21 protein-coding genes and 1 pseudogene are annotated in these 20,943 nt (G+C 72.2%); 10 read left to right on the forward strand and 12 right to left on the reverse strand.

Annotation, left to right across the window (positions count from 1 at the left end; translation table 11 throughout):
* Positions 1-30: 30 nt before the first annotated feature.
* Positions 31-510, forward strand: coding sequence for an SRPBCC family protein (locus BFN33_RS06175; RefSeq protein WP_069758763.1), 480 nt, complete (start codon positions 31-33; stop codon positions 508-510).
* A 575-nt stretch (positions 511-1,085) separates the two neighbouring features.
* Here the strand turns inward: BFN33_RS06175 and BFN33_RS06180 are convergent.
* Positions 1,086-2,231, reverse strand: a complete 1,146-nt coding sequence (locus BFN33_RS06180) for a PLP-dependent cysteine synthase family protein (RefSeq protein WP_069758764.1) — start codon at positions 2,229-2,231, stop codon at positions 1,086-1,088.
* Positions 2,232-2,579: 348 nt separating this feature from the next.
* Here BFN33_RS06180 and BFN33_RS06185 point away from each other — a divergent pair, with 348 nt between their 5' ends.
* Together BFN33_RS06185 and BFN33_RS06190 are read left to right on the forward strand one after the other, a co-directional pair.
* Positions 2,580-2,903: a hypothetical protein gene (locus BFN33_RS06185; RefSeq protein WP_069758765.1), complete on the forward strand. Its 324-nt coding sequence runs from the start codon at positions 2,580-2,582 to the stop codon at positions 2,901-2,903.
* Positions 2,904-3,089: 186 nt separating this feature from the next.
* Positions 3,090-3,611: an ATP-binding protein gene (locus BFN33_RS06190; RefSeq protein ID WP_069758766.1), complete on the forward strand. Its 522-nt coding sequence runs from the start codon at positions 3,090-3,092 to the stop codon at positions 3,609-3,611.
* Positions 3,612-3,763: 152 nt separating this feature from the next.
* Here the strand turns inward: BFN33_RS06190 and BFN33_RS06195 are convergent, their stop codons facing one another.
* The 3 genes from BFN33_RS06195 to BFN33_RS06205 are packed head-to-tail and all read right to left on the reverse strand — an operon-like array spanning position 3,764 to position 7,370.
* The gene (locus tag BFN33_RS06195) at positions 3,764-6,325 is read right to left on the reverse strand and encodes an ABC transporter permease (RefSeq protein ID WP_069758767.1); all 2,562 of its coding nucleotides are present in this window, start codon (positions 6,323-6,325) and stop codon (positions 3,764-3,766) included.
* On the reverse strand, positions 6,322-7,080 hold the full coding sequence (locus tag BFN33_RS06200) for an ABC transporter ATP-binding protein (protein WP_069758768.1): 759 nt from the start codon (positions 7,078-7,080) through the stop codon (positions 6,322-6,324). Before BFN33_RS06200 ends, BFN33_RS06195 begins: the two co-directional genes overlap by 4 nt.
* The gene (locus BFN33_RS06205) at positions 7,077-7,370 is read right to left on the reverse strand and encodes an SHOCT domain-containing protein (RefSeq protein WP_069758769.1); all 294 of its coding nucleotides are present in this window, start codon (positions 7,368-7,370) and stop codon (positions 7,077-7,079) included. The genes BFN33_RS06200 and BFN33_RS06205 overlap by 4 nt, the downstream gene beginning before the upstream one ends.
* A gap of 140 nt (positions 7,371-7,510) precedes the next feature.
* Between BFN33_RS06205 and BFN33_RS06210 the strand changes: the two genes are divergently transcribed.
* From BFN33_RS06210 to BFN33_RS06220, 3 genes are all read left to right on the forward strand, one after another.
* On the forward strand, positions 7,511-8,089 hold the full coding sequence (locus tag BFN33_RS06210; RefSeq protein ID WP_069758770.1) for a TetR/AcrR family transcriptional regulator: 579 nt from the start codon (positions 7,511-7,513) through the stop codon (positions 8,087-8,089).
* A gap of 106 nt (positions 8,090-8,195) precedes the next feature.
* Positions 8,196-8,780 (forward strand): DUF4865 family protein, encoded by a 585-nt coding sequence (locus BFN33_RS06215; protein WP_069758771.1) that lies wholly within the window; start codon positions 8,196-8,198, stop codon positions 8,778-8,780.
* Positions 8,774-9,697: a phosphotriesterase gene (locus BFN33_RS06220; protein WP_069758772.1), complete on the forward strand. Its 924-nt coding sequence runs from the start codon at positions 8,774-8,776 to the stop codon at positions 9,695-9,697. The genes BFN33_RS06215 and BFN33_RS06220 overlap by 7 nt, the downstream gene beginning before the upstream one ends.
* 6 nt (positions 9,698-9,703) lie before the next feature.
* On the opposite strand, the pseudogene BFN33_RS06225 reads toward BFN33_RS06220, so the two are convergent.
* The 5 genes and pseudogenes from BFN33_RS06225 to BFN33_RS06245 all read right to left on the reverse strand — a co-directional run.
* Positions 9,704-9,988 (reverse strand): annotated as a pseudogene (locus BFN33_RS06225) (SMI1/KNR4 family protein); the annotation flags it as partial.
* A gap of 114 nt (positions 9,989-10,102) precedes the next feature.
* On the reverse strand, positions 10,103-10,552 hold the full coding sequence (locus tag BFN33_RS06230) for an RpiB/LacA/LacB family sugar-phosphate isomerase (protein WP_069758773.1): 450 nt from the start codon (positions 10,550-10,552) through the stop codon (positions 10,103-10,105).
* Position 10,553: 1 nt separating this feature from the next.
* Positions 10,554-11,276, reverse strand: a complete 723-nt coding sequence (locus BFN33_RS06235) for an NUDIX domain-containing protein (protein WP_069758774.1) — start codon at positions 11,274-11,276, stop codon at positions 10,554-10,556.
* Entirely contained in the window at positions 11,269-12,513 is a 1,245-nt protein-coding gene (locus BFN33_RS06240) for an ROK family protein (protein ID WP_069758775.1), read from the reverse strand. The genes BFN33_RS06235 and BFN33_RS06240 overlap by 8 nt, the downstream gene beginning before the upstream one ends.
* 36 nt (positions 12,514-12,549) lie before the next feature.
* Positions 12,550-13,191: an alpha-ketoglutarate-dependent dioxygenase AlkB gene (locus BFN33_RS06245; protein WP_069758776.1), complete on the reverse strand. Its 642-nt coding sequence runs from the start codon at positions 13,189-13,191 to the stop codon at positions 12,550-12,552.
* 68 nt (positions 13,192-13,259) lie between these two features.
* On the opposite strand from BFN33_RS06245, the gene BFN33_RS06250 reads away from it, so the two are divergent.
* Together BFN33_RS06250 and BFN33_RS06255 are read left to right on the forward strand one after the other, a co-directional pair.
* Positions 13,260-14,402, forward strand: coding sequence for a methyltransferase (locus tag BFN33_RS06250; RefSeq protein ID WP_069758777.1), 1,143 nt, complete (start codon positions 13,260-13,262; stop codon positions 14,400-14,402).
* Positions 14,395-15,171: a class I SAM-dependent methyltransferase gene (locus BFN33_RS06255; protein ID WP_069758778.1), complete on the forward strand. Its 777-nt coding sequence runs from the start codon at positions 14,395-14,397 to the stop codon at positions 15,169-15,171. The genes BFN33_RS06250 and BFN33_RS06255 overlap by 8 nt, the downstream gene beginning before the upstream one ends.
* On the opposite strand, the gene BFN33_RS06260 is transcribed toward BFN33_RS06255, so the two are convergent.
* Both BFN33_RS06260 and BFN33_RS06265 read right to left on the reverse strand, forming a co-directional pair.
* On the reverse strand, positions 15,149-16,000 hold the full coding sequence (locus BFN33_RS06260) for a class II fructose-bisphosphate aldolase (RefSeq protein ID WP_069758779.1): 852 nt from the start codon (positions 15,998-16,000) through the stop codon (positions 15,149-15,151). The two genes, BFN33_RS06255 and BFN33_RS06260, sit on opposite strands and share 23 nt — an antisense overlap.
* A gap of 8 nt (positions 16,001-16,008) precedes the next feature.
* The gene (locus BFN33_RS06265) at positions 16,009-16,893 is read right to left on the reverse strand and encodes an SIS domain-containing protein (protein WP_069758780.1); all 885 of its coding nucleotides are present in this window, start codon (positions 16,891-16,893) and stop codon (positions 16,009-16,011) included.
* A 165-nt stretch (positions 16,894-17,058) separates the two neighbouring features.
* Here BFN33_RS06265 and BFN33_RS06270 point away from each other — a divergent pair, with 165 nt between their 5' ends.
* The gene (locus BFN33_RS06270) at positions 17,059-18,879 is read left to right on the forward strand and encodes a glycoside hydrolase family 15 protein (protein ID WP_069758781.1); all 1,821 of its coding nucleotides are present in this window, start codon (positions 17,059-17,061) and stop codon (positions 18,877-18,879) included.
* Positions 18,880-18,915: 36 nt separating this feature from the next.
* On the forward strand, positions 18,916-19,794 hold the full coding sequence (locus BFN33_RS06275; protein ID WP_069758782.1) for a PhzF family phenazine biosynthesis isomerase: 879 nt from the start codon (positions 18,916-18,918) through the stop codon (positions 19,792-19,794).
* A gap of 157 nt (positions 19,795-19,951) precedes the next feature.
* On the opposite strand, the gene BFN33_RS06280 is transcribed toward BFN33_RS06275, so the two are convergent.
* The gene (locus tag BFN33_RS06280; protein WP_069758783.1) at positions 19,952-20,929 is read right to left on the reverse strand and encodes a hypothetical protein; all 978 of its coding nucleotides are present in this window, start codon (positions 20,927-20,929) and stop codon (positions 19,952-19,954) included.
* Between the last annotated feature and the right edge of the window lie 14 nt (positions 20,930-20,943).

Raw genomic sequence — 20,943 nt, forward strand, 5'->3', positions numbered from 1 at the left:
ACTTCCCGTTCGAGGCCAGGGGGTGTGTCCATGGTTCACCAACTGCGTGAGGTGGGGCTCGACTTCATCGGGACCGCGCCGGTACGGCTGGTGTTCGCCCAGCAGATGTCCGCCCCGCCGGAGGACGTTCACCGGGCGCTCGCCGAGGACGTACCGGGGTGGGAGGAATGGTTCTCCGCGGTGACGCTGGCCCGTTCGACCGGGGACGGTTCGACCCGGGAGATCCACCTCAAGGGCGGCGGGCGCTTCCAGGAGACGGTCCTCGCGGCGAAGGCGCCCGAACTGTACGCCTACCGCGTCGACGTGGCCAACGCTCCCGGTGCCCGCGCCATCGCCGAGGAGTGGCGGCTCACCCCCGCCGGGGCGGGCACCCACGTGCGCTGGACGTTCGCCGTGGACGGCACGGCGGCCTTCCGCCTCGTCGCGAGGCTCGGGCGCGCCGGCCTGGGACGGGCCTTCCGGGACGCGGTCCGCACCCTGGACCGGCGGCTCGCGACGCAGGGGTCCTAGCCGGGGCGTCCTGGGCGATCGGAGGGGCGTGCCGTGAGGGCCAACCTCTCGTACGGTCGGCTATCGGGCTCGGCCGACAGAAGCAGTACGCCCGAGGCGCCCTGAGCCGGGCGTCCGTGAGGGCTCACCGCTCGACCGGCCGCCCACCCGGCTCCGCCCACAGAAGCACCACGCCCGGGCGCCCCCGGTGCGCAGTACCCGCAAGGGCGCACCGATCGACCAGCCACCCACCCGGCTCGGCCCACAGAAGCACCACGCCCAGGCGCCCTGATGCGATCGGAGCGGCAGCACCCGTGAAGGCTCACCGCTCGCCGACCCCCCACCCGGCTCCACCCGCAGAAGCACCACACCCGGGCGTCCCCGGTGCAATCGGAGCGCAGTACCCGCAAGGGCTCACCACTCGACCGGCCACCCACCCGGCTCGGCCCACAGAAGCACCGCGCCCGGGCACCCCCGGTGCGATCGGAGCGGCAGCACCCGTGAAGGCTCACCGCTCGCCGACCCCCACCCCGCTCCGCCCACAGAAGCACCACGCCGATGGGCCGCGTGTGGCCCGCTCGAGGCGGACGTAGACGCTAGTGGCTGTCGGGAGAGACCTGGCCGGGCCACACCCCCGTCTGCAGCAGTGCTGCGATCGCCGTCGTGTACGGCTCGATGTCCAGGCTCTGCTCGGCCAGCCATGCGTCCGAGTAGTACTTGTCCAGGTACCGGTCGCCGGGGTCGCAGAGCAGGGTGACGACGCTCCCCTGGCGTCCTTCGGCCACCATCTCGGCGATGATCTTCAGCGCGCTCCACAGTCCGGTGCCGGTCGAGCCGCCCGCCCTGCGGCCGATGGCCCGCTCCAGGGCGCGCACGGCGGCCACGCTGGCCGCGTCCGGGACCTTCATCATGCGGTCGATCGCCCCGGGCACGAAGCTCGGCTCCATGCGCGGCCGGCCGATGCCCTCGATGCGCGAACCGCAGTCGCACGTGACGTCCGGATCGCCGGTGGTCCAGCCCTCGAAGAAACAGGAGTTCTCCGGATCGGCCACACAGATGCGGGTGTCGTGCTGCATGTAGTGGACGTACCGGGCGATGGTCGCCGAGGTGCCGCCGGTGCCGGCCGTGGCGACGATCCACGCGGGCTCCGGGAAACGCTCCAACTCCAGTTGGCGGAAGATGGATTCGGCGATGTTGTTGTTGCCGCGCCAGTCCGTGGCCCGTTCCGCGTAGGTGAACTGGTCCATGTAGTGGCCGCCGGTCTCCACCGCGAGACGGGCCGACTCCTCGTACATCGTGCGCGGGTCGTCGACGAAGTGGCACCGGCCGCCGTGGAACTCGATGAGGCGGATCTTCTCGGCGCTCGTCGTGCGCGGCATGACCGCGATGAAGGGCACACCGATCAGCTTCGCGAAGTACGCCTCGGACACGGCAGTCGAGCCGCTGGACGCCTCGATCACCGGGCGGCCCCGCCGGATCCAGCCATTGCACAGGCCGTAGAGGAAGAGCGAACGGGCGAGCCGGTGCTTGAGGCTGCCGGTCGGGTGGGTCGACTCGTCCTTGAGGTACAGGTCGATGCCCCACATCTCCGGGAGCGGGAAGCGCAGAAGATGTGTGTCGGCCGAGCGGTTGGCGTCGGCCTGGACCTTGCGGACGGCTTCTTTCAGCCAGCCGCGATAGCCGGTGTCGCTGCGGTCGACATCGAGGGTTTCGCCGGTCCGGGTCTGCTGAGGGGTGCTCACGGCGGGGCTCCTAACACTTCGCGCCGACGGCGCGTCGCGCGGCCGATGGCTCGATCATAGACACCTTCCGCACGCTTCTCACCTGCATAAACACACCTTTGAGAGCCCCAAAGACACCCCTGGGGTCACATCGGAAGGCGGCCACGGGGGCGCATTCGGACGAGTGCTCCGGGCGCCCCCGGCGAGATGTCATGCGCACTGGTGCTGGACGCCCGTGGCGGGCAGACTGCACCGGACGGGACGGATGTCTCGCACGGGGGCGCACACTGGATCACGACAGGAGCCGGCTCTCGGCCCAAACGGGAGCCACGGGCCGGCACACCCACGCGCACAAGGGGGCGGGGCGGCATGGCGGAGCCGGAGTTCACGGCTACGGGCGTGCGGATCGGGAAGAGGCTGCGCTCGCTCACCCGGGCCGGTCAGGTCCGGATCAACGACGGCAGACTGGAACTGCTCACCAGTTACGGCAGCGAGATCGACAGCGCGCCCGTACAGGCGGTGCGCGCCTCCAAGCCCTGGTTCGCGGCGGACGACCGAGCCCTCGCTGACCTCAACGGCAACCGGTATCTGCTGACCCTGGGCGAGCACGACCCCGCTCCGGGCGAACCGGGGCCGCCCGCCGCACGCCGGTTCATCGAGGCCGTACGCAGGGCTGCGGGTCGTAGCCGCTGAATCACCGCGAGTTGCGGTATCCCACCTCCTGAGTCACGCTGATCTCACATCACTCTGGGTTAACCGGCGATCACGCTGCGAACCAGCCCGCCGGGCACGACAGCAGGCGGCCGTTTTCACGCAGGCACCTGCTGGATCGATCCGAACTCCGTGTTCTTCCGGACCTCACGTCGGGGAGTCGCAGCCGTGATCAGTTATCCGAGCAGGCACTGCACGGTGGAGCTTCAAGCCCTGCCGTCGCGGATCGGCCAGGTCCGCAGAATCCTTTCTGCGCAGTTGCGCTACTGGCATATGGATCCCCTCATCGACCGGGCCGTGCTCGGTGTGACGGAGCTTTTGACCAACGTCCACCGCCATGCCCAGCCCGACAAGACGTGCACCGTGGAGATCGAGCTGCTGCTCGACCGGCTCACGGTCTCGGTGCACGACCACGACCCGCGTCTGCCGGTCGTGGCCGACCTCAAGGACACCGAGCCGCTCGCCACGTGCGGGCGAGGGCTCGCGATGGTCGCCGCGGTCAGCGAGAGCTGGGGCGTGCGGCCGGACGGCGAGTCGGGAAAGGCCGTGTGGTTCACACTGCCGACACCCTCCGCCGCGCGGCCCCAGCGGCGGACCGTCCTTGACAAGACCGCGCTCCGGTACGCCGAGGTGCGGGTCGAAGGCCGCAGGCCCGAACACGCTCCCGCCCGGTCCGCCGTTGCCGGCTGACCGGGCGGTGACGACTCCTTCTTTTCGCTCGCTCGCGCCCGCGCACCTCCAGCGGTGCCGGGTCGACGATCGTGCTCAGCCCTTCGGGCCCGCACGCGTTCGTCGTCCCGGCACCGGCGCGCCCCTCCGGCTCAGCCACGGGCCCTTGCCCGTCACTCGGTGGCGATCGCCCGCAGTACGTCCAGTCGGGCCGCGCGCCGGGCCGGGCGCAGGCCCGCGAGGGCTCCCGCGGCGAGGCCCACCAGGGCCACCACCGTGAGTTGCAGGGGTGGCATCGCGAAGGCGAAGGCGCTGTCGCTCGCGCCGTCCGAGGCCTTGACCAGAACCCAGCCGAGGAAGGCGCCGAGGGCGAGTCCGCCGACCGTGCCGAAGGCGGCGACCAGGACCGACTCCCAGCGGACCATGGCCCGGAGCTGGGACCGGGTCTGGCCCACGGCCCTCAGCAGGCCCAGTTCGCGGGTGCGTTCGTGGATCGCCAGCGTCAGTGTGTTGGCGATGCCCAGCAGCGCGATGAGGACCGCGAGGGCGAGCAGCGCGTAGACCAGCGTGAGCATCATGTCGATGCCGCCGGCCGAGGACTGCGCGTACTCGTCGCGGGTCTGCACCTCGGGATCGCCGTACCGCGCCGCCACCCTCTCCACGGCCGCCTTGCCCGCGCCCGTGCTCACACCGTCCTTGAAGGAGACCGCGACGAGCGTGTCGGAGTCCTGGGTTCGGTGCGGGGCCCAGGCCGCGCGGGTGATGACGTAGTCCCCCGCCAGCTCGGACTGCCCGTAGACCGCGCGGACCGTGAAGGTGTTCCGCGCGCCGTCGGTGAAGGTGAGCCGGGCCTTGTCGCCGGTCGTGAGGCCCTGCTTCTCCGCTTCCTTCTCGGTGATGGCGATGCCGTCGGTGCCGAGGTCGCTCAGGGAGCCCCGGACCGTGCCGAGATCGAAGGTGCGCTCCAGTGCGAGCGGGTCGGTGACGGTCAAGGCCCGCCCCTTGCCGTCGACTTCGGCGACACCGCGACCGAGGCCCACCGCCGTGTCCACCTCGGGCAGTCGCTGGACCGCTCCGGCGAGCCGTGGGCTGAGGCCGCTGCCGCCCGCGCCGAACGAGGGGGTGCTGACGGCGACATCGCCCGCAAAAGACCGGGACACGGTCTGGTCCATGGTGGCCTTCAGGGACGCTCCGAACACCGTGAACAGGCAGACCACGGCCACGCCGATCATCAGCGCGCTCGCGGTGGCGGCCGTCCGCCTGGGGCTGCGCAGGGCGTTGCGCCGGGCGAGGGAGCCGGTGACGCCGCGGAGCCGGTCGAGGGGGCCACCGATGACCCGCACGGCAGTCGTGGAGGCGACCGGGCCGAGGACCACGAACGCGGCCAGCGCCGTTACGGAACCGGCTCCGGCGAGCCAGAGGGACGGCGAGACCAGGACGCCGGTGAGCGTCACGGCCACCGCGAGCGCCGCCAGTCCCCCGCCGACGACCGCTCGGAGACGGGATGCGCCCGACTGGTCGACGGCCGTCTCGCGCAGTGCGGCGAGCGGTGCGGTGCGGCCCGCGCGTACGGCGGGCAGCAGCGCGGAGCCCAGGCAGACGATGACACCGACCGCCAGCGGCAGCACCATTGACAGCACGCCGATCACCAAGTCGCCCTCGGGGAAGGGGAATCCGATCGCCGGGAACAGGACTTGGAGCCCGGCAGCGATGCCGATGCCGCCCGCGAGACCCGCGGCCGACGCGGTCACCGCGACCACGCTCGCCTCGGTCAGGGTGGCTGCCGTGACCTGACGGCGGGAGGCGCCGAGGGCTCGCAACAGGGCGTTCTCACGGGTGCGTTGGGCCACGACGATGGCGAAGGTGTTGTGGATGGAGAAGGTGGCGACCAGGAGGGCCACGCCCGAGAAGACCAGCAGGAAGGTCGTGAAGATGTCCAGGAACTGGCTGGAGATCATGTCGGTGTTCTCTTGGGTCGACTCCTGACCGGTGATGGCCTCGACACCCCTGGGCAGCACGGGGGTCAGCCGGTCGACGAGCTCCTGCTGACCGACGCCCGGGCCCGCGCGCACCTGGATGCTCGACGCCTCCCCGGGCCCGGCCGTGAGGTACTTCTCGGCGTCGGACACCGTCATGCCGGTGAAGGTCACCTGGGCCATGCCGTCCTCGCCGCCGAAGGTCGCGAGGCCGACGATCGTCACCTCGACGGGGTCGGGCGTACGCAGGACCGTCGTGTCGCCGATCTTCAGATGGCCCCGGTCGGCGGTGCCGCGGTTGACGACGACCTCGCCGGACTTCTTCGGTGCCCGTCCTTCGGCGAGTCGGTACGGGTTGAGCTCGGGGTCGTCGATCCAGTTGCCGGCCACGGTGGGTGGGCCCTGCCCGCCGATGGGCTTGCCGTCGGCGCCGATCAGCTGGCCCGCGCCCTGGATGTCGGGGGCGGCCGCCGCGACACCGGGGACCTGCTCGACGGTCCTGACCAGATCGGTGTCGACCGGCTCGCGCACCCCCTGGCTCTCCCCCGGCGTGGTGATGGCCCCGGCACTGCGGACCACGGCGTCGGTGCCGCTGGTCGCGTTGCCGAACATGGTGTCGAAGCCGGCGCGGAGCGTGTCGCCCATGACGAGCGTCCCGGCGAGGAACGCCACACCGAGGAACACCGCGAGGAAGGTCCCCGCGAAGCGCCGCTTGTGGGCGCGCAGGGAGGACATGCTCAGCCGTACGGAGGCGTTCATGAGGGCACCTCGAAGGCCTTCAGGCGGTCCAGGACCCGGTCGGCGGTGGGGGATGCCATACGGTCCACCAGGCGCCCGTCGGCGAGGAAGACGACCTCGTCGGCGTGGGCGGCGGCGACCGGGTCGTGGGTGACCATGACGACCGTGCGGGCCGTCTGCCGCACGGTCCTGCCGAGGAGGCCGAGGACCTCGCCGCCGGAGCGGGAGTCGAGGTTCCCGGTGGGCTCGTCGGCGAAGACGACGTCCGGTCGGCCGGCGAACGCCCGGGCCACGGCGACGCGTTGCTGCTGTCCGCCGGACAGCTCGGCCGGCCGGTGCCGGAGCCGGTCGCGCAGGCCGACGACCTCGATCAGGGCGTCGATCCACTCCGGGTCGCCCTTGCCTCCCGCGAGGTCCAGCGGCAGCCTGATGTTCTCCTCGACGGTCAGCGTCGGCACCAGGTTGAACGCCTGGAAGACGAAGCCGACGCGGTCCCGGCGCAGCAGGGTCAGACGGCGGTCGTCGAGCGAGCCGAGGTCGGTGTCGCCGATGTAGGAGGCGCCCTCGGTGAGCGTGTCGAGGCCGGCCGCGCAGTGCATGAGGGTGGATTTGCCGGAGCCCGAGGGGCCCATGATCGCGGTGAAGCGGCCGGCCGGAAAGTCGACGCTCACCCCGTCCAGGGCCCGCACGCCGGTGTCGCCGCTACCGTACACCTTCACGGCGTCGACCACCCGGGCGGCCGGCAGCGTCCTCGTCGAGACGGTCGTGGCGGTCATGCCGCACCGCCCTTGCCCGCCGTACGGCCGAACTGCTCGTCCAGGACGGACAGCCGGCGCCAGTACTCGTCCTCGTCGATCTCACCCGCGGCGAAGCGGCGGCCGAGCATGGCGATGGGTGAGTCGCCGGAGGGGCCGGCGTCGGCCATGGCGCGCCACGGTCCACGGCGCCCGCGCCAGACGGCGCGGCGCAGGACGGTGACGACGCCGAGCACGACGGCCGCCCAGATCAGCGGGAAGAAGAGGATCCACGGGCCGGGGCCGCCGTCCCAGTTCGCGAGTGTCTGCATCTTGAGTCATCTCCTTGATGGGTCCTGCCGTGATGACTCGAGACTGGCTCGGGAGAGGGGGCCGGGTCGTCGTACGGACAGCGGCACCGCGGATACCTCCCGGGGAGTACGAGAAGGGCTCGACTTCTGTAACTACTAGTATGTACAGTGCGTGCATGAGCACCTCGGACCGACTGATCGAGTCCACCCGTGAGCTCCTGTGGGAGCGCGGCTATGTGGGGACCAGCCCCAAGGCGATCCTGGAGCGCGCGGGGGCCGGCCAGGGCAGCATGTACCACCACTTCAAGGGCAAGCCCGACCTCGCACTGGCCGCGATCCGGCGGACCGCCGAGGACTTGCGGGCTACCGCGGAGGAAGTACTCGGCGGGCCCGGCACTCCGTACGAGCGCGTCGCGGCGTATCTGCGGCGCGAGCGGGACGTGCTGCGCGGGTGCCCGATCGGCCGGCTCACGATGGATCCGGACGTCATCGCCAGCGACGAACTGCGCGCGCCCGTCGACGAGACGATCGACTGGATCCGGGAGCGTATCGCCGGGATCGTCGAAGAGGGCAAGGAACAGGGCCAGTTCGCGTCCTGGCTGGACGGTGAGGAGATCGCGGCGACCGTTCTCGCGACGGTCCAGGGCGGCTATGTCCTCGCCCGTGCGTCCGGCTCGCCCGCCGCGTTCGACATGGGCTTGCGGGGTCTGCTCTCACTGCTCACCCCACCATCGCCGTGAGGAAGCGACCCGCGCGCTGACGCATCTCGCGGTCGTCGACGACGGCACGACCGCCGCCTGGGGCGCACGTCGTCCCCGAGGACCACTCCGCCTGAGGAGGCATCCGATGCACGCCATGCAGTACGAGCTCACCCTGCCCGCCGACTACGACATGGCCGTCATCCGCGCCCGGGTGGCCCGGATCGGGCATCTGCTGGACGACTGGGACGGGCTCGGCTTCAAGACGTACCTGATGCGCGAGCGCGGGGTGAACGGTTCGCCCGTCAACCAGTACGCCCCCTTCTACCTCTGGGACAGCGTGGCGGGCATGAACACCTTCCTCTGGGGAGGCGCTTTCCAGCGGCTCAGCAACGATTTCGGGCGGCCGTCGGTGCGGCAGTGGACAGGTCTGTCGTACGAGGAGGGCGGCGCCGTAGGCCCACCAGCCAGGTCCGCGGTCCGCAGGCGTCAACCGGTGCCCGAGGGAGTGGAGTTGGGGGACGTGATGGTGGAAGCGGTGGAGGAGACCGAGCGGCTGGCCGGGGAGGACGGTGCCGTGTTCGCGGCGGCCGCTGTGGACACGGCCCGCTGGGAGCTCGTGCACTTCTCGCTGTGGGCGCACGCATCACCGAAGGCGGACGGTGACCTGTTCGAGGTGCTGCACGTGTCGGCGCCGGGACGGGAACAGCTGCCGCGGGGGCGTCAGTGGTGAGCGCGGTCGCGGTCCGTACGGTCGCCGGGGACGTCCCCGCCGAGGAGCTCGGCGTGTGCGACGCGCACGACCACCTGTTCTTCGGCAGCCGCCAACTGCCCGGGCAGGAGCTGCGGAGTGTCTCGGCGGCGCGGGCCGAGCTGACGGCGTTCGCCGCGCAGGGCGGTGGCGCCGTGGTGCAGTGGACGCCGTACGGGCTGGGGCGGCGGGCCGACGAACTGCCGGCGCTGTCTCGGGAGACCGGCGTGCGGATCGTCGCCGCGACCGGGCTGCACCAGGCCGTCCACTACGACGACGCCACACTCGGCGGGCTGCGCGGCCGGCTGGCCGACGTGTTCGTCACCGAACTGACCGAGGGCATCGGGCCGTCGGGGGTCCGCGCGGGGCTGATCAAGGTGGCGGGCGGCTTCCACGCGCTCGACGCGCACGCCCGCTGGACGATGACCGCGGCGGCGCAGGCGCATCACGCGACGGGGGCGCCGATAGCCGTCCACCTGGAGCTGGGGACCGGTGCACTGGACGTACTGGAGCTGCTGTGCGGCGAGTTGGGGGTGCCGCCGCAGCGAGTGATCCTCGGGCACCTCAACCGCTCCCCCGACTTCACAACGCACCGCCAGGCCGCGGCGTCGGGCTGCTATCTCGCCTTCGACGGTCCCTCACGCGCGAACCACGCCACGGACTGGCGCATGCCCGACGCGGTGCGGGAGCTCGCGGACGCGGGGCACGGCGACCGACTGCTGCTCGGCGGCGACACCACGACCGCGGCGGCCCGCTCGGTCAACGGCGGCCCGGGGATGCCGTTTCTGCTGCGCCGGTTGCGGCCGCGGCTCGCGGCCGACCTGGGTGAGGAACTGGTGCGGCGCATCCTCACCGACAACCCCGGCCGAGCCCTGGCCGTGGAGTGGAGCCGGCCATGACGCCGCTCACCGGCAGAACGCGTCGATGTCCTCGGAGAAGGTCGGGAACTCCGCCCGGGCGGTGGTGACGATGTCCCGGGTGGTGCGGCGCGAGGTGGTCGCGTGGCGTTCGGCGAGCGCGGTCAGCGTCTCGCTCGGAGTGCCTTCGTACTGCTCGAAATCCACGACCTCCAAGGGCCCGAGGCCGTCGGCGAGCACCCACAGGAAGTCGGACAGGTTCGCCGCCACCACACCGCGCTCGCCCTCCGAGCCCAGGAACACCACGGGCTGCTCGACGAGGACCCTCCTCGGCTACGCGCCGCGCCACGAACCGGAGACCGCCGTACTGGAGTCGGTGCGGTGGCTGATCGACCACGAGGAGCTGAAGGTGGCCGGCCCGCTCAGCGCCTGACCGGACGCGCGCCGCTAGGCCCAGTCGGCGTCCAGGCGTCCCACCCGGGCCACGTTGTCCCGGTCCTCGGCGTCCTCGCTCGCCTCGGCGGTGAACCAGGCGTCGAGGATCTCCTTGAGGAGTGGCTCGGAGGTGAGGCGGAGGCTGAGGGCCAGGACGTTGGCGTCGTTCCAGCGGCGGGCGCCGTCCGCCGTGTAGGCGTCCGTGCACAGGGCGGCCCGTACGCCCGGGACCTTGTTCGCGGCGATGGACGCGCCGGTGCCGGTCCAGCAGCACACGACCGCCTGGTCGGCCGTCCCCGCGGCCACCTCACGGGCCGCGGCCTCGGAGCAGACGGCCCACTGGGGGTCGGCGCCGGGGCTCAGGGCGCCGTACGGCACCACTTCGTGGCCACGCGCGCGCAGTTCGTCGACCAGGGTGCGCGCGACTGGTTCGTCCATGTCCGAGGAGACGGAGATCCGCATGTCACGAGCCTACTCGGCGGCTCGCCCAACGGACGACGGGATCCAGGTAGCCCACGTGCGGACCGGCGAGGTCCGGCAGGTCGGCCGGTGAGCCGACGAAGGCGAGCCGGTCGAACTCCGACGCGCGTCCTCGTGCCGTCTCAGCGGCCACCAGCGCCGTGAAGCTGTCCTGCAGGAAGGAGGCGGGCAACGGCGGCGCCAGGTAGTGGACACCGACCTGGCCGTCCTCGCCGTGCGTCACCAGGCACCGGGTGAGGTCGGCGGCCGGGACGTCGACGCCCGTCTCCTCGGCCAGCTCCACGGCCGCGTGGCGGCGCAGTGCGGGCTCGTCCAGGGGCTCGTCGCCGGTGGGCGGTTCCACCGATCCGCCGGGGAACTGCCAGCGGCCGGGCGCTGAGGTGGACGAGGACATACGGCCCACCAGCACGCGCCCGTCGTGCGCCGGCTGCACCACGCTGACGAAGAGGGACCGCGGGGCGGTGGCGCCCGGGACGCGGCGCAGGGCGAAGTAGCGATAGGTGACCCGGGACCAGGAGACGAGCAGGCCGTCCGGGGCCTCCCGCGAGAGGCCCGCGCACACCGCCACCGGACCGTCGAAGAGGGCCGGGTTGGCGAGGACGGCCGCGTCCCACTCGCGGTCCATGGCTGTCCGCAGCTCGGCCGGGACCACCGGGGGCGCCACCTCGACCAGGCGGAGTCCCCCGGCCTCCAGCAGGTCAGCCACGGCTCAGTGCCCCCAGCGGATCGTCGAGGACCGGCTGCCACGCCAACTCGGCCGCCCCGACCAGGCTGTTGTGGTCGAGGGTGCAGGCCAGGATGGGCACGCCGCCGCTCTGCCCCCACAGGCTGCGGTCGGCGACGACGGCGCGCAGACGCGCGGGGTCGGCGTCCAGCAGGGTGCGGTGAAGGCCGCCGAGGATGATCCGGTCCGGGTTGAGGATGTTCACCAGGCCGGCGAGACCGAGGCCCAGGCGGTCGATGAGGGCCTCGGCGGCGGTGCGGACGGCGGGATCGTCGTAGTGGTGCCGGACGAGGTCGTTGGCCTGCTGGAGCAGGGAGAGCTCGGGGCCGGGGGCGAGTCCCGCCGCCGTGAGGAACGCCAGCGGGTCCGCCTCGACGTCCAGACAGCCCCGGCTGCCGCAGTGGCAGGGGCGGCCCTCGGGGTTCACGGTGAGGTGGCCGACTTCCAGGGCCAGGCCCGAACTCCCCGTGTGCAGACGCCCGTCGAGCACCAGCGCGCCGCCCACGCCCCGGTGTCCGGTCGCCACGCACAGCAGGTCCCGAGCACCGCGGCCCGCGCCGTGCCGGTGCTCGGCTAGCGCGGCGAGGTTGACGTCGTTGGCCGCGAAGGCCGGTCCGGTGATGCCCGCGGCACGCACGCACTCGTCGAAGATTCGGCGGACGGGGGCGCCCGCGGGCCAGGCGAGGTGCAGGGGGTTGAGGGCGAGGCCGTCGGGTTCGGCGACCGCGGACGGCACGGCGAGTCCGGCGCCGACGCAGCGTCTGCCGGTGGTGCGCAGCAGGTCGGCGCCCGCCTCGACGACGGAGCTGAGGACCTTCGCCGGGTCGGCGTCGACCGTCTCGCAGCCGGGGGCGGTGGCGACGATACGGCCGCCCAGACCGACCAGGGCGGCCCGGAAGCCGTCGGCGTGGACCTGCGCGGCCAGCACGACGGGACCGTCCTCGGCGACCGCGAGGCGATGCGAGGGCCGGCCCTGCGAACCGGCGGCCGCGGTGGGCCGGGCGTCGACGCGGATCAGCCCGAGCGCCTCCAGCTCGGCGGCGACCGCGCCCGCCGTCGCCCGCGTCACCCCGAGTTCGGCGGTGAGCACGGCCCGGGTGGGCGCGCGGCCGGTGTGCACGAGCTCCAACGCGGGCCCGAGCGCACCGCGCCCCCGGTCCAGCCGCGTCCTCGAGGTGGTTCCTTCCCCCGCCGGCCGGGGGTCCGCCTTGCCGCTCATGAGGGCGAGTCTCCCATGATCCGTTCGCGATCGAGCTCAGAGCCCGCTGACCCGCAGCGTGATGTTCAGCCGTCCCGTCAGCCCCAACTCGGGCGGCGCGGTGCCCGGATGCACACGGGGAACCCCGTGGTACGCGAGTCTCGACGGGCCGCCGAACACGAACAGGTCACCACTGCGCAGTTCGATGTCCGTGTAGGGCCGGGTCCGGGTCTCCGGGTTGCCGAAGCGGAAGACGCAGGTGTCGCCGAGGCTCAGGGAGACCACGGGAGCGTCCGACCTCTCGTCGCTGTCGCGGTGCATGCCCATGCGGGCGTCGCCGTCATAGAAGTTGATCAGTGCGATGTCGTACGACACCTCCTGCGGACCGAGTGCGTCGCGCACCGCTTCCCGGCCCAGCTCGCCCAGCCAGCGCGGGAAGGGCTTCACTGGTGCCCCGTCGCCGTCGACGACCGTGGGGGCGTAGCCGTACGGGTACCAGTGGCGGCCGAGGCAGACCTGCCGCGCGGTCATCGTGCCGCCGCCCGGGGTGCGGACCGTGCGCAGTCCGGCGGGCGGGCGGGCCCACTCCCGGCAGGCGTCCAGCAGGTCGCGCTGCCGCCGCGGCTCCAGCCAGTCCGGGACGTGCACCGCACCCGGCGCGACCTCCGCTCGGGGTCGGGGGAACAGCTCGGCATCCATGGGTTCCATCCTGCCCGAGCGGGCCTGAGCTGCGCCTCCGATAGCCTGGACGCACGATGGACGACCGTATGACGACCCCCTGGGGCGAGCTGACACTCACCCGTTTCCCCGAGGACCCGCGTGACCTGCTGCGCGCCTGGGACGCCTCCGACGAGTATCTGCTGAGGCATCTCGCGGCGGAGGGCGTGGCCCTGTCCGGCACGGTCGTGGTGGTCGGAGACCGCTGGGGCGCGCTGGCCACCGCGCTGGCGCCGCACCGGCCGGTCCAGATCACCGACTCCTTCCTCAGCCAGGAGGCGACCCGCGCCAACCTCGAACGCGCCGGCGTCGAGCCCGGCACCGTCCGGCTGCTCACCACACAGGACCCGCCGCCCGGCCGCGTCGACGTCCTGCTGGTGCGCGTGCCGAAGAGCCTGGCGCTGCTGGAGGACCAGCTGCTGCGGCTGGCGCCCGCGGTGCACGAGGGCACGCTCGTCGTCGGCACCGGCATGGTGAAGGAGATCCACACCTCGACACTCCAGCTGTTCGAGCGGATCCTCGGGCCGACCCGCACCTCGCTGGCCGAGAAGAAGGCCCGGCTCATCTTCTGCACACCGCAGCCCTCGCTCGAACGGCCCGCCAACCCCTGGCCGTACGGCTACACCCTCCCGGACGGCATCGGTGCCGCCTCCGGGCGTGCCGTCGTCAATCACGCGGGCGTCTTCTGCGCGGACCGGCTCGACATCGGCACCCGGTTCTTCCTCCAGCACCTCCCGAAGAGCCGGGGTACCCAGCGGATCGTGGACCTGGGCTGCGGCAACGGCGTCGTCGGCACGGCGGTGGCCCTGGCCGACCCCGAGGCCGAGGTGCTGTTCGTCGACGAGTCCTTCCAGGCCGTGGCCTCGGCCGAGGCGACGTACAAGGCGAACGGTGTGCCGGGACATGCGGAGTTCCGGGTCGGGGACGGTCTGGCAGGTGTGCAGGAGGGCAGCGTCGACGTCGTCCTCAACAACCCGCCCTTCCACTCCCACCAGGCGACGACCGACGCGACGGCCTGGCGGATGTTCGCCGGTGCGCGCAGGGCGCTGCGGCCCGGCGGCGAACTGTGGGTTGTCGGGAACCGCCACCTCGGGTATCACGTGAAGCTGCGGAAGCTGTTCGGCAACAGTGAACTGGTCGCCGGTGGGCCGAAGTTCGTGGTTCTCAAGGCAGTGAAGGAGTCGGGTGTCTGATCCCTCGGTGCGGGACTTCTACGACGCGCTGGCTCCGGACTACCACCGGATCTTCGCGGACTGGGACGTCAGCATGGCGCGTCAGGCGGCTGTGCTCGGAGCGCTCGTGCGGGAGGGCCTGGGGCCGGGGCCGCAGCGCGTCCTGGACTGCTCGTGCGGCATCGGCACCCAGGCGATCGGACTGGCTCTCGCGGGGCACCGGGTCGTCGGCAGCGATCTCAGTCCGGTGGCCGCCGCACGTGCCGCCCAGGAGGCCGCGGCTCGCGGGGCGCTGTTGCCGGCCGCCGCCGCGGACATGCGACGGCTGCCGTTCGCGCCGGACGTCTTCGACGTGGTCGTCTGCGCCGACAACTCCGTGGCTCATCTGCTGACGGCTTCGGACGTCGGGGCCGCGCTCGCGGACATGCGTCGGGTGCTGCGGGACGACGGCCTGTTGCTGCTCACCCTTCGGGACTACGACGAGATGCGCCGTACCAGGCCCGCGGCCCCGCCTCCGCAGGTCTCCGAGAACTCCGACGGCCGGGTGATCACCTTCCAGCTGTGGCACTGGCACGAGGACGGCGAGCGCTACGACCAGGAGCACTTCCAGCTCGTGCCCGGCGGCGGGGACGACTGGGCCGTCCGCGTCCGCCGTACGACCTCCTGGGCGCTGACCCGTTCACAGCTGACGGAGTTCGTGACCGCGGCCGGTTTCGTCGACGTGCGGTGGCACGATCCGGCCGCCGGCGGGTTCTACCAGCCCGTCCTCACCGCCCGAGCAGCAGGATGATCCGCCGGGCCGCCTCGATCATGGCGTCCCGCCCGACCCCGAGGTACTTGCGCGAGTCCACCGCCTCGGGGTGAGCCGCCAGGAACTCCCGGATCGCGCCGGTCATGGCGATGTTCAGCGCGGTGCCGACGTTGACCTTGGCGATGCCGCCCGCGACGGCCGCGGTGAGTTCGTCGTCGCGGACTCCGGAGGAGCCGTGCAGGACGAGGGGGACGTCCACGGTGGTGGCGAGGCGTTTGAGCAGGTCGTGGTCGAGGGTGGCGGTGCGTTCGGTCATCGCGTGGGCGCTGCCGACGGCCACGGCGAGGGCGTCCACCCCGGCATCGGTGACGAAGGCGCGGGCCTCGGCGGGGTCGGTGCGGGCGCCGGGGGCGTGGGCGTCCAGCGGGGGTCGGCCGTGCTTCCCGCCCACCTCCCCCAACTCGGCCTCGACCCAGAGCCCTTGGGAGTGCGCCCAGTCGGCCGCCGCCCGGGTGGCGGCGAGGTTCTCGGCGTAGGGCAGGTGGGCCGCGTCGTACATCACGGAGCCGAAACCCGCGTCGGCCGCCTGGCGCAGCAGGTCGTCGCTCTGGACGTGGTCGAGGTGCAACGCGACGGGAACGGCGGCGCGTTCGGCCGCGACGGCGGCGGCGCGGGCGAGCGGGAGGAGGCGGCCGTAGCGGAACCTGACGGCGTTCTCACTGACCTGGAGGACGACGGGCGCGTCCAGGGACTCGGCGCCGGCGAGGACGGCCTCGACGTGTTCCAGGGTGATGATGTTGAAGGCGGCGACGGCGGAGCGGGTGGCGGCGGCGCGGGTGACGAGTTCGCCGGTGGTGACCAGGGGCACGACGTCTCCTAGGGGCGGGCGAGGATCACCGAGCGGGTGAGGTGGCGGGGCTGGTCCGGGTCGAGACCGCGGGCCCCGGCGACCGCGACCGCCAGGCGCTGCACGCGGATCAGTTCGGCGAGGGGGTCGAGGGTGCCCGGCACCCACAGTCCGCCGGTCTCCCGGACCTGGTCGGCCAGCCCCTCGGGTGCCGTGCCGAGCATCCAGGTGGCGGTGCCCCGGGTGGTGATGCTGATGGGGCCGTGCCGGTACTCCATCGCCGGGTAGGCCTCGGTCCAGGCGAGGGAGGCCTCGCGCATCTTCAGCCCGGCCTCGTTGGCCAGCCCCACCGTCCAGCCCCGGCCGAGGAAGGTGAACTGCGTGCACTCGACGAGGCCTTCGGGCAGGGGAGTCATGAGTGCGGTGCGGGCGTCAACTACGACGGCGTCGGTGTGCAGGCCCAGGTGGGCGCGGAGCAGGGTGAGGGCGGTGGTCGCGAACCTCGTCTGGACGACGGAGCGTTCGTCGGCGAAGTCGAGGACGACGACCTCGTCGGCGGCGGTCATGACGGGGGTGGCGGGGTCGGCGGTGAGGGCGGTCGTGGGGGTGCGCCCCTTCAAGTGCCCGAGCAGCTCCAGAACTTCGGTCGTGGTGCCGGAGCGGGTGAGGGCGACGACGCGGTCGTAGGAGCGGCCGTGCGGGAACTCCGACGCGGCGAAGGCGTCGGTCTCGCCCTGGCCCGAGCCCTCCCGCAGCGCCGCCACGGCCTGCGCCATGAAGTACGACGTGCCGCATCCGACGATCGCGACCCGCTCCCCGGCCGCCGGAAGCGCGCGGGCGTGCACCGCGGCCTCCGCCGCCGCCCGGGTCCAGCACTCGGGCTGGCTGGTCAGCTCGTCCTCGACATGAGTCATGCCGTACCTCTCTGTCACTTTGATTGCTCTTGCAAGATATAGCCATCTTTCGAGCACAAGCAAGCATTCATGCGCAGGAGTGGTGCGCTGGTCTTCCCGCGGTGCGAGGGCCGTTCCCCTGACACTCCGGTCGATCCTGCATAGGCTGATCCGCAGGAGGCTGCGATGAGCGGATCACCCAGGGATCACACCGGCTACCTGCCGATCGCCGAGCACGGTCTGATCGGCGACCTGCGCAGCGTGGCACTGGTCGGGACCGACGGCACCATCGACTGGTACTGCTGCCCGTCCTTCGACGCGCCGAGCGTCTTCGCGTCGATCCTGGACGCGGAGCGCGGCGGCTGCTTCGAACTCGCGGCGACCGTGCCGGCGCGGACCAAGCAGTTCTACTTCCCCGACACCAACGTCCTGATCACCCGGTTCTACACCGAGGACGGCGTGGGCGAGGTCCAGGACTTCATGCCGGTCGACGGCGACACGGTGGAGACCGAGCGGCACCGGCTGATCCGGCGGGTGGTGTGCGTGCGCGGCTCGATTCCGTTCCGGACCCGGGTGGCCCCGCGTTTCGACTACGGCGCCCAGCCGCACACGCTCCGCATGGTCGGGGACGTCGCGGTCTTCGAGACCCCCAAGCTGTCGCTGGGCCTGACCGCGACCGTGCCGCTGGAGACCCAAGGCCTGGACGCCCGGGCCGACTTCAAGCTCTCCGAGGGCGAGTCCGCGGTGTTCGCGCTGGACCAGGTCGGCGGCGAGGTGACCCCGCGCCGGTGCGCGCGCACCGAGGCCGAGGAGCAGTTCAACAGCACGGTCTCCTACTGGCGGCACTGGCTGTCCGCCTCCAAGTACCGGGGCCGCTGGCGGGAGATGGTGCACCGCTCCGCCCTCACCCTCAAGCTGCTCACCTACGCGCCCACCGGCGCCATCGTGGCCGCGCCGACGACGAGCCTGCCCGAACAGCTCGGCGGCGAGCGCAACTGGGACTACCGGTACGTGTGGGTGCGGGACGCCGCCTTCTGCGTGTACGCGCTGCTGCGGCTCGGCTTCACCAGCGAGGCCGAGGCGTTCATGGACTTCCTCATCCGGCACGTCAGCCCGGACGGCCAGGGGCCCTCCGGGCCGCTCCAGATCATGTACGGCATCGACGGCCGTACCGATCTGACGGAGCGTGAACTCGGCCATCTGGAAGGGCATCAGGGCTCCGCACCGGTCCGGGTCGGCAACGCCGCCGCCGACCAGCTCCAGCTCGACATCTACGGCGCCCTGATCGACTCGATCTACCTCTACGACAAGTGGGCCAAGCCCATCTCCAGCGACCAGTGGGACGATGTGTCCGCGCTGGTGGACTGGGTGTGCGAGAACTGGGACCAGCCCGACGAGGGGATCTGGGAGACCCGCGGCGGCCGCAAGAACTTCCTGTACTCGCGGCTGATGTGCTGGGTGGCGATCGAGCGGGCGATCCGTATGGCCAACCGGCGCGGGCTGCCCGCCGACCTGAACCGCTGGCGGGAGTGCCGCGACACGATCTACCGGCGGATCATGAAGCGGGGCTGGTCGGAGACCCGGCAGGCGTTCGTCCAGCACGAGGACGGCGATGTCCTCGACGCGGCCGTGCTGATGATGCCGCTGACCAAGTTCATCGCGCCGACCGACCCCAAGTGGCTGTCCACGCTGGACGCACTGACCGAGGAGCTGGTGTCGGACTCCCTCGTCTACCGCTACGACCCGACGGCGAGCCCCGACGGGCTGCGCGGGGACGAGGGCACCTTCTCCATCTGCTCGTTCTGGTACGTCGAGGCGATGGTGCACGCCGGCCGGATCGACGAAGCGCGGCTGGCCTTCGAGAAGATGCTCACCTACGCCAACCATCTGGGCCTGTACGCCGAGGAGATCAGCAACACCGGTGAGCAACAGGGCAACTTCCCGCAGGCGTTCACCCATCTCGCCCTGATCAGCGCGGCCTTCAACCTGGACCGGGCCCTCGGCTGAGGAATAGCCGTCGGCCGGTCCCACGTTGCAGCCGGCATGACGACGAACGCGCCGCGGCCCGAGGTCCTGCGATACACCGCCTTCTCCAGCACTCCCGAGGGCGGCAACCCCGCCGGTGTCGTCCTGGACGCCGGCGCCCTGGACGACGACGACATGCTGGCCATCGCCGCCGAGCTCGGTTACTCGGAGTCGGCGTTCCTGACCCCGCCCCCCGAGGGACTGGACGGCCCTGAGGGACGGACGTTCACCATCCGTTACTTCAGCCCCAAGGCCGAGGTGTCGTTCTGCGGACACGCCACCGTCGCGACCGCCGTCGCGCTGGCCGAGCGGATCGGCCCCGGGGAGCTGGTGTTCGCCACCCGGGCCGGCACCGTGCCCGTGTCGGTGGGCGAGGAGGACGGGACGGTCAGGGCCACGCTCACCAGTGTCGAGCCGCACGTCGAGGATGTCGCCGAGGCCGACCTCGCGGAGGCGCTCGCCGCGCTCGACTGGCCGGCCGGCGATCTCGACCCGGCGTTTCCGCCCCGGATCGCGTTCGCCGGCGCCCGCCATCTCGTCCTCGCGGCGGCGACGCGCGCACGCCTCGCGGATCTGGCGTACGACTTCCCGCGCCTCGAAACCCTGATGCACCGGCTGGACCTGACCACCGTCCAATTGGTGTGGCGGGAGTCGGCCACCGTGTTCCATGCCCGTGACCCGTTCCCGGTCGGCGGCGTGGTCGAGGACCCCGCGACGGGCGCCGCGGCCGCCGCGTTCGGCGCCTACGCCCGTGACCTCGGCCTGATCCCGGAGGACGCCGTCCTCACCCTGCACCAGGGCGAGGACCTGGGCCGTCCCGGCGAACTCACGGTGACCCTGCGCGCGGGCGACCCCCGTGTCCGGGTCGCGGGCGCGGGGGCTCTCATCGGCCAGTGAGCCGCGGGGCGGGCTCGCACCTGAGCGCTCGCCTCCGCGGCCGGCGACGGTGGGCCCGCCCCAGTGGTGATCCGTACGGCGGCGCTCTGCGCCTCGACCGTGAGGCCCCCGGCGAGACCGCACCCGGCTGCGCCGGATCTGTGTCCGCCCCGAGCGGTCAGTGGCCGTGCTCGCCCGCAGACTCATGGGAAGCCTCTTCTGAGACCTCTCCGGGAGCCGGTCCGGAAGCCTCTTCCTCCGTCGCCGCCGTGCCCGCCCGGACCGTGAACGCGGCGGTGTGCACCTTGCCCTCGTGCTTGAAGTCGAGGAAGAGCCGGTAGGTGCCGCTGCTGGGCGCCGTGGCCGTGAAGGAGATGTCCGGGCCGGGCTCGGTCGAGCCGTCACCGGGTTCGCCGCCCGGGTGGACGTGGAGGTAGGCGAGGTCGCCGGAGCGCAGGGCGACCAGGTGGCCGTACGCGCCGAGATAGGGCTGGAGATCGGTGACGGGCCTGCCGTTACGGGAGACCGTCAGCTTCAGCTCACGGGCGGCACCGGGGCGCAGGGCTCCGCCCAGCTTCACCTCGTAGCCCTCGGTCGTGGCCGTGGTGTCCGGCGCCGGCAGGTTCCGCGGCGCGTAGGTGCCCGACACGGCCAGATCCGCGCCGAGGGTGAGGTTCTCGGCGCCCTTCTTCTCGGGGGTGAAGTCGGCGAAGACCCGGTAGCCGCCCGCGCGGGGCAGCGACACGGGGATTCTCCAGGTTCCGTCGGCGGCCCGGGTGGGGTGCAGATGGCGGTAGGTGTTCAGGTCGCGTGAGGCGACGATGAGGTGGAGTTCCTTGTCGTGCTCCCGGCGGAAGGCTGTGACCGCACGGCCGTCTTCGCCCCGGATGGCGAAGCGGAGGTCGGCGGTGCGTCCGGCCGCGAGGCGGGGGGTCCGCAGGTCGAGGGTGTAGCCGTTCTCGGAGATCTGAAGGCCGCCGGGCGGGGGCGACTCATGGCCCGAGTGTCCTGACTCGCCGCCTTCCGTGTGTGCGTCATGGCGGGCGGGTGTCTCGTCCTCGGTCACGGGGCCGACGCCCTGGCCCACGCCGTAGGCGGTGCCGAACGTCGCGGCCAGTGCGGCGGCGAATGCGGTGATCTTCAGTCCAGCGTGCATGGCCGGCTCCTCCG

The sequence above is a fragment of the Streptomyces sp. LUP47B genome (genome assembly GCF_001746295.1).
Lineage (GTDB): Bacteria > Actinomycetota > Actinomycetes > Streptomycetales > Streptomycetaceae > Streptomyces.

Bases quoted from the DNA above. Each gene is read 5' to 3' on its own strand.
- BFN33_RS06175 (WP_069758763.1), top strand. From the start codon at position 31: ATGGTTCACCAACTGCGTGAGGTGGGGCTCGACTTCATCGGGACCGCG.
- BFN33_RS06185 (WP_069758765.1), top strand. From the start codon at position 2,580: ATGGCGGAGCCGGAGTTCACGGCTACGGGCGTGCGGATCGGGAAGAGG.
- BFN33_RS06195 (WP_069758767.1), bottom strand. From the start codon at position 6,325: ATGAACGCCTCCGTACGGCTGAGCATGTCCTCCCTGCGCGCCCACAAG.
- BFN33_RS06200 (WP_069758768.1), bottom strand. From the start codon at position 7,080: ATGACCGCCACGACCGTCTCGACGAGGACGCTGCCGGCCGCCCGGGTG.
- BFN33_RS06205 (WP_069758769.1), bottom strand. From the start codon at position 7,370: ATGCAGACACTCGCGAACTGGGACGGCGGCCCCGGCCCGTGGATCCTC.
- BFN33_RS06210 (WP_069758770.1), top strand. From the start codon at position 7,511: ATGTACAGTGCGTGCATGAGCACCTCGGACCGACTGATCGAGTCCACC.
- BFN33_RS06215 (WP_069758771.1), top strand. From the start codon at position 8,196: ATGCACGCCATGCAGTACGAGCTCACCCTGCCCGCCGACTACGACATG.
- BFN33_RS06230 (WP_069758773.1), bottom strand. From the start codon at position 10,552: ATGCGGATCTCCGTCTCCTCGGACATGGACGAACCAGTCGCGCGCACC.
- BFN33_RS06240 (WP_069758775.1), bottom strand. From the start codon at position 12,513: ATGAGCGGCAAGGCGGACCCCCGGCCGGCGGGGGAAGGAACCACCTCG.
- BFN33_RS06245 (WP_069758776.1), bottom strand. From the start codon at position 13,191: ATGGATGCCGAGCTGTTCCCCCGACCCCGAGCGGAGGTCGCGCCGGGT.
- BFN33_RS06250 (WP_069758777.1), top strand. From the start codon at position 13,260: ATGACGACCCCCTGGGGCGAGCTGACACTCACCCGTTTCCCCGAGGAC.
- BFN33_RS06265 (WP_069758780.1), bottom strand. From the start codon at position 16,893: ATGACTCATGTCGAGGACGAGCTGACCAGCCAGCCCGAGTGCTGGACC.
- BFN33_RS06270 (WP_069758781.1), top strand. From the start codon at position 17,059: ATGAGCGGATCACCCAGGGATCACACCGGCTACCTGCCGATCGCCGAG.
- BFN33_RS06275 (WP_069758782.1), top strand. From the start codon at position 18,916: ATGACGACGAACGCGCCGCGGCCCGAGGTCCTGCGATACACCGCCTTC.
- BFN33_RS06280 (WP_069758783.1), bottom strand. From the start codon at position 20,929: ATGCACGCTGGACTGAAGATCACCGCATTCGCCGCCGCACTGGCCGCG.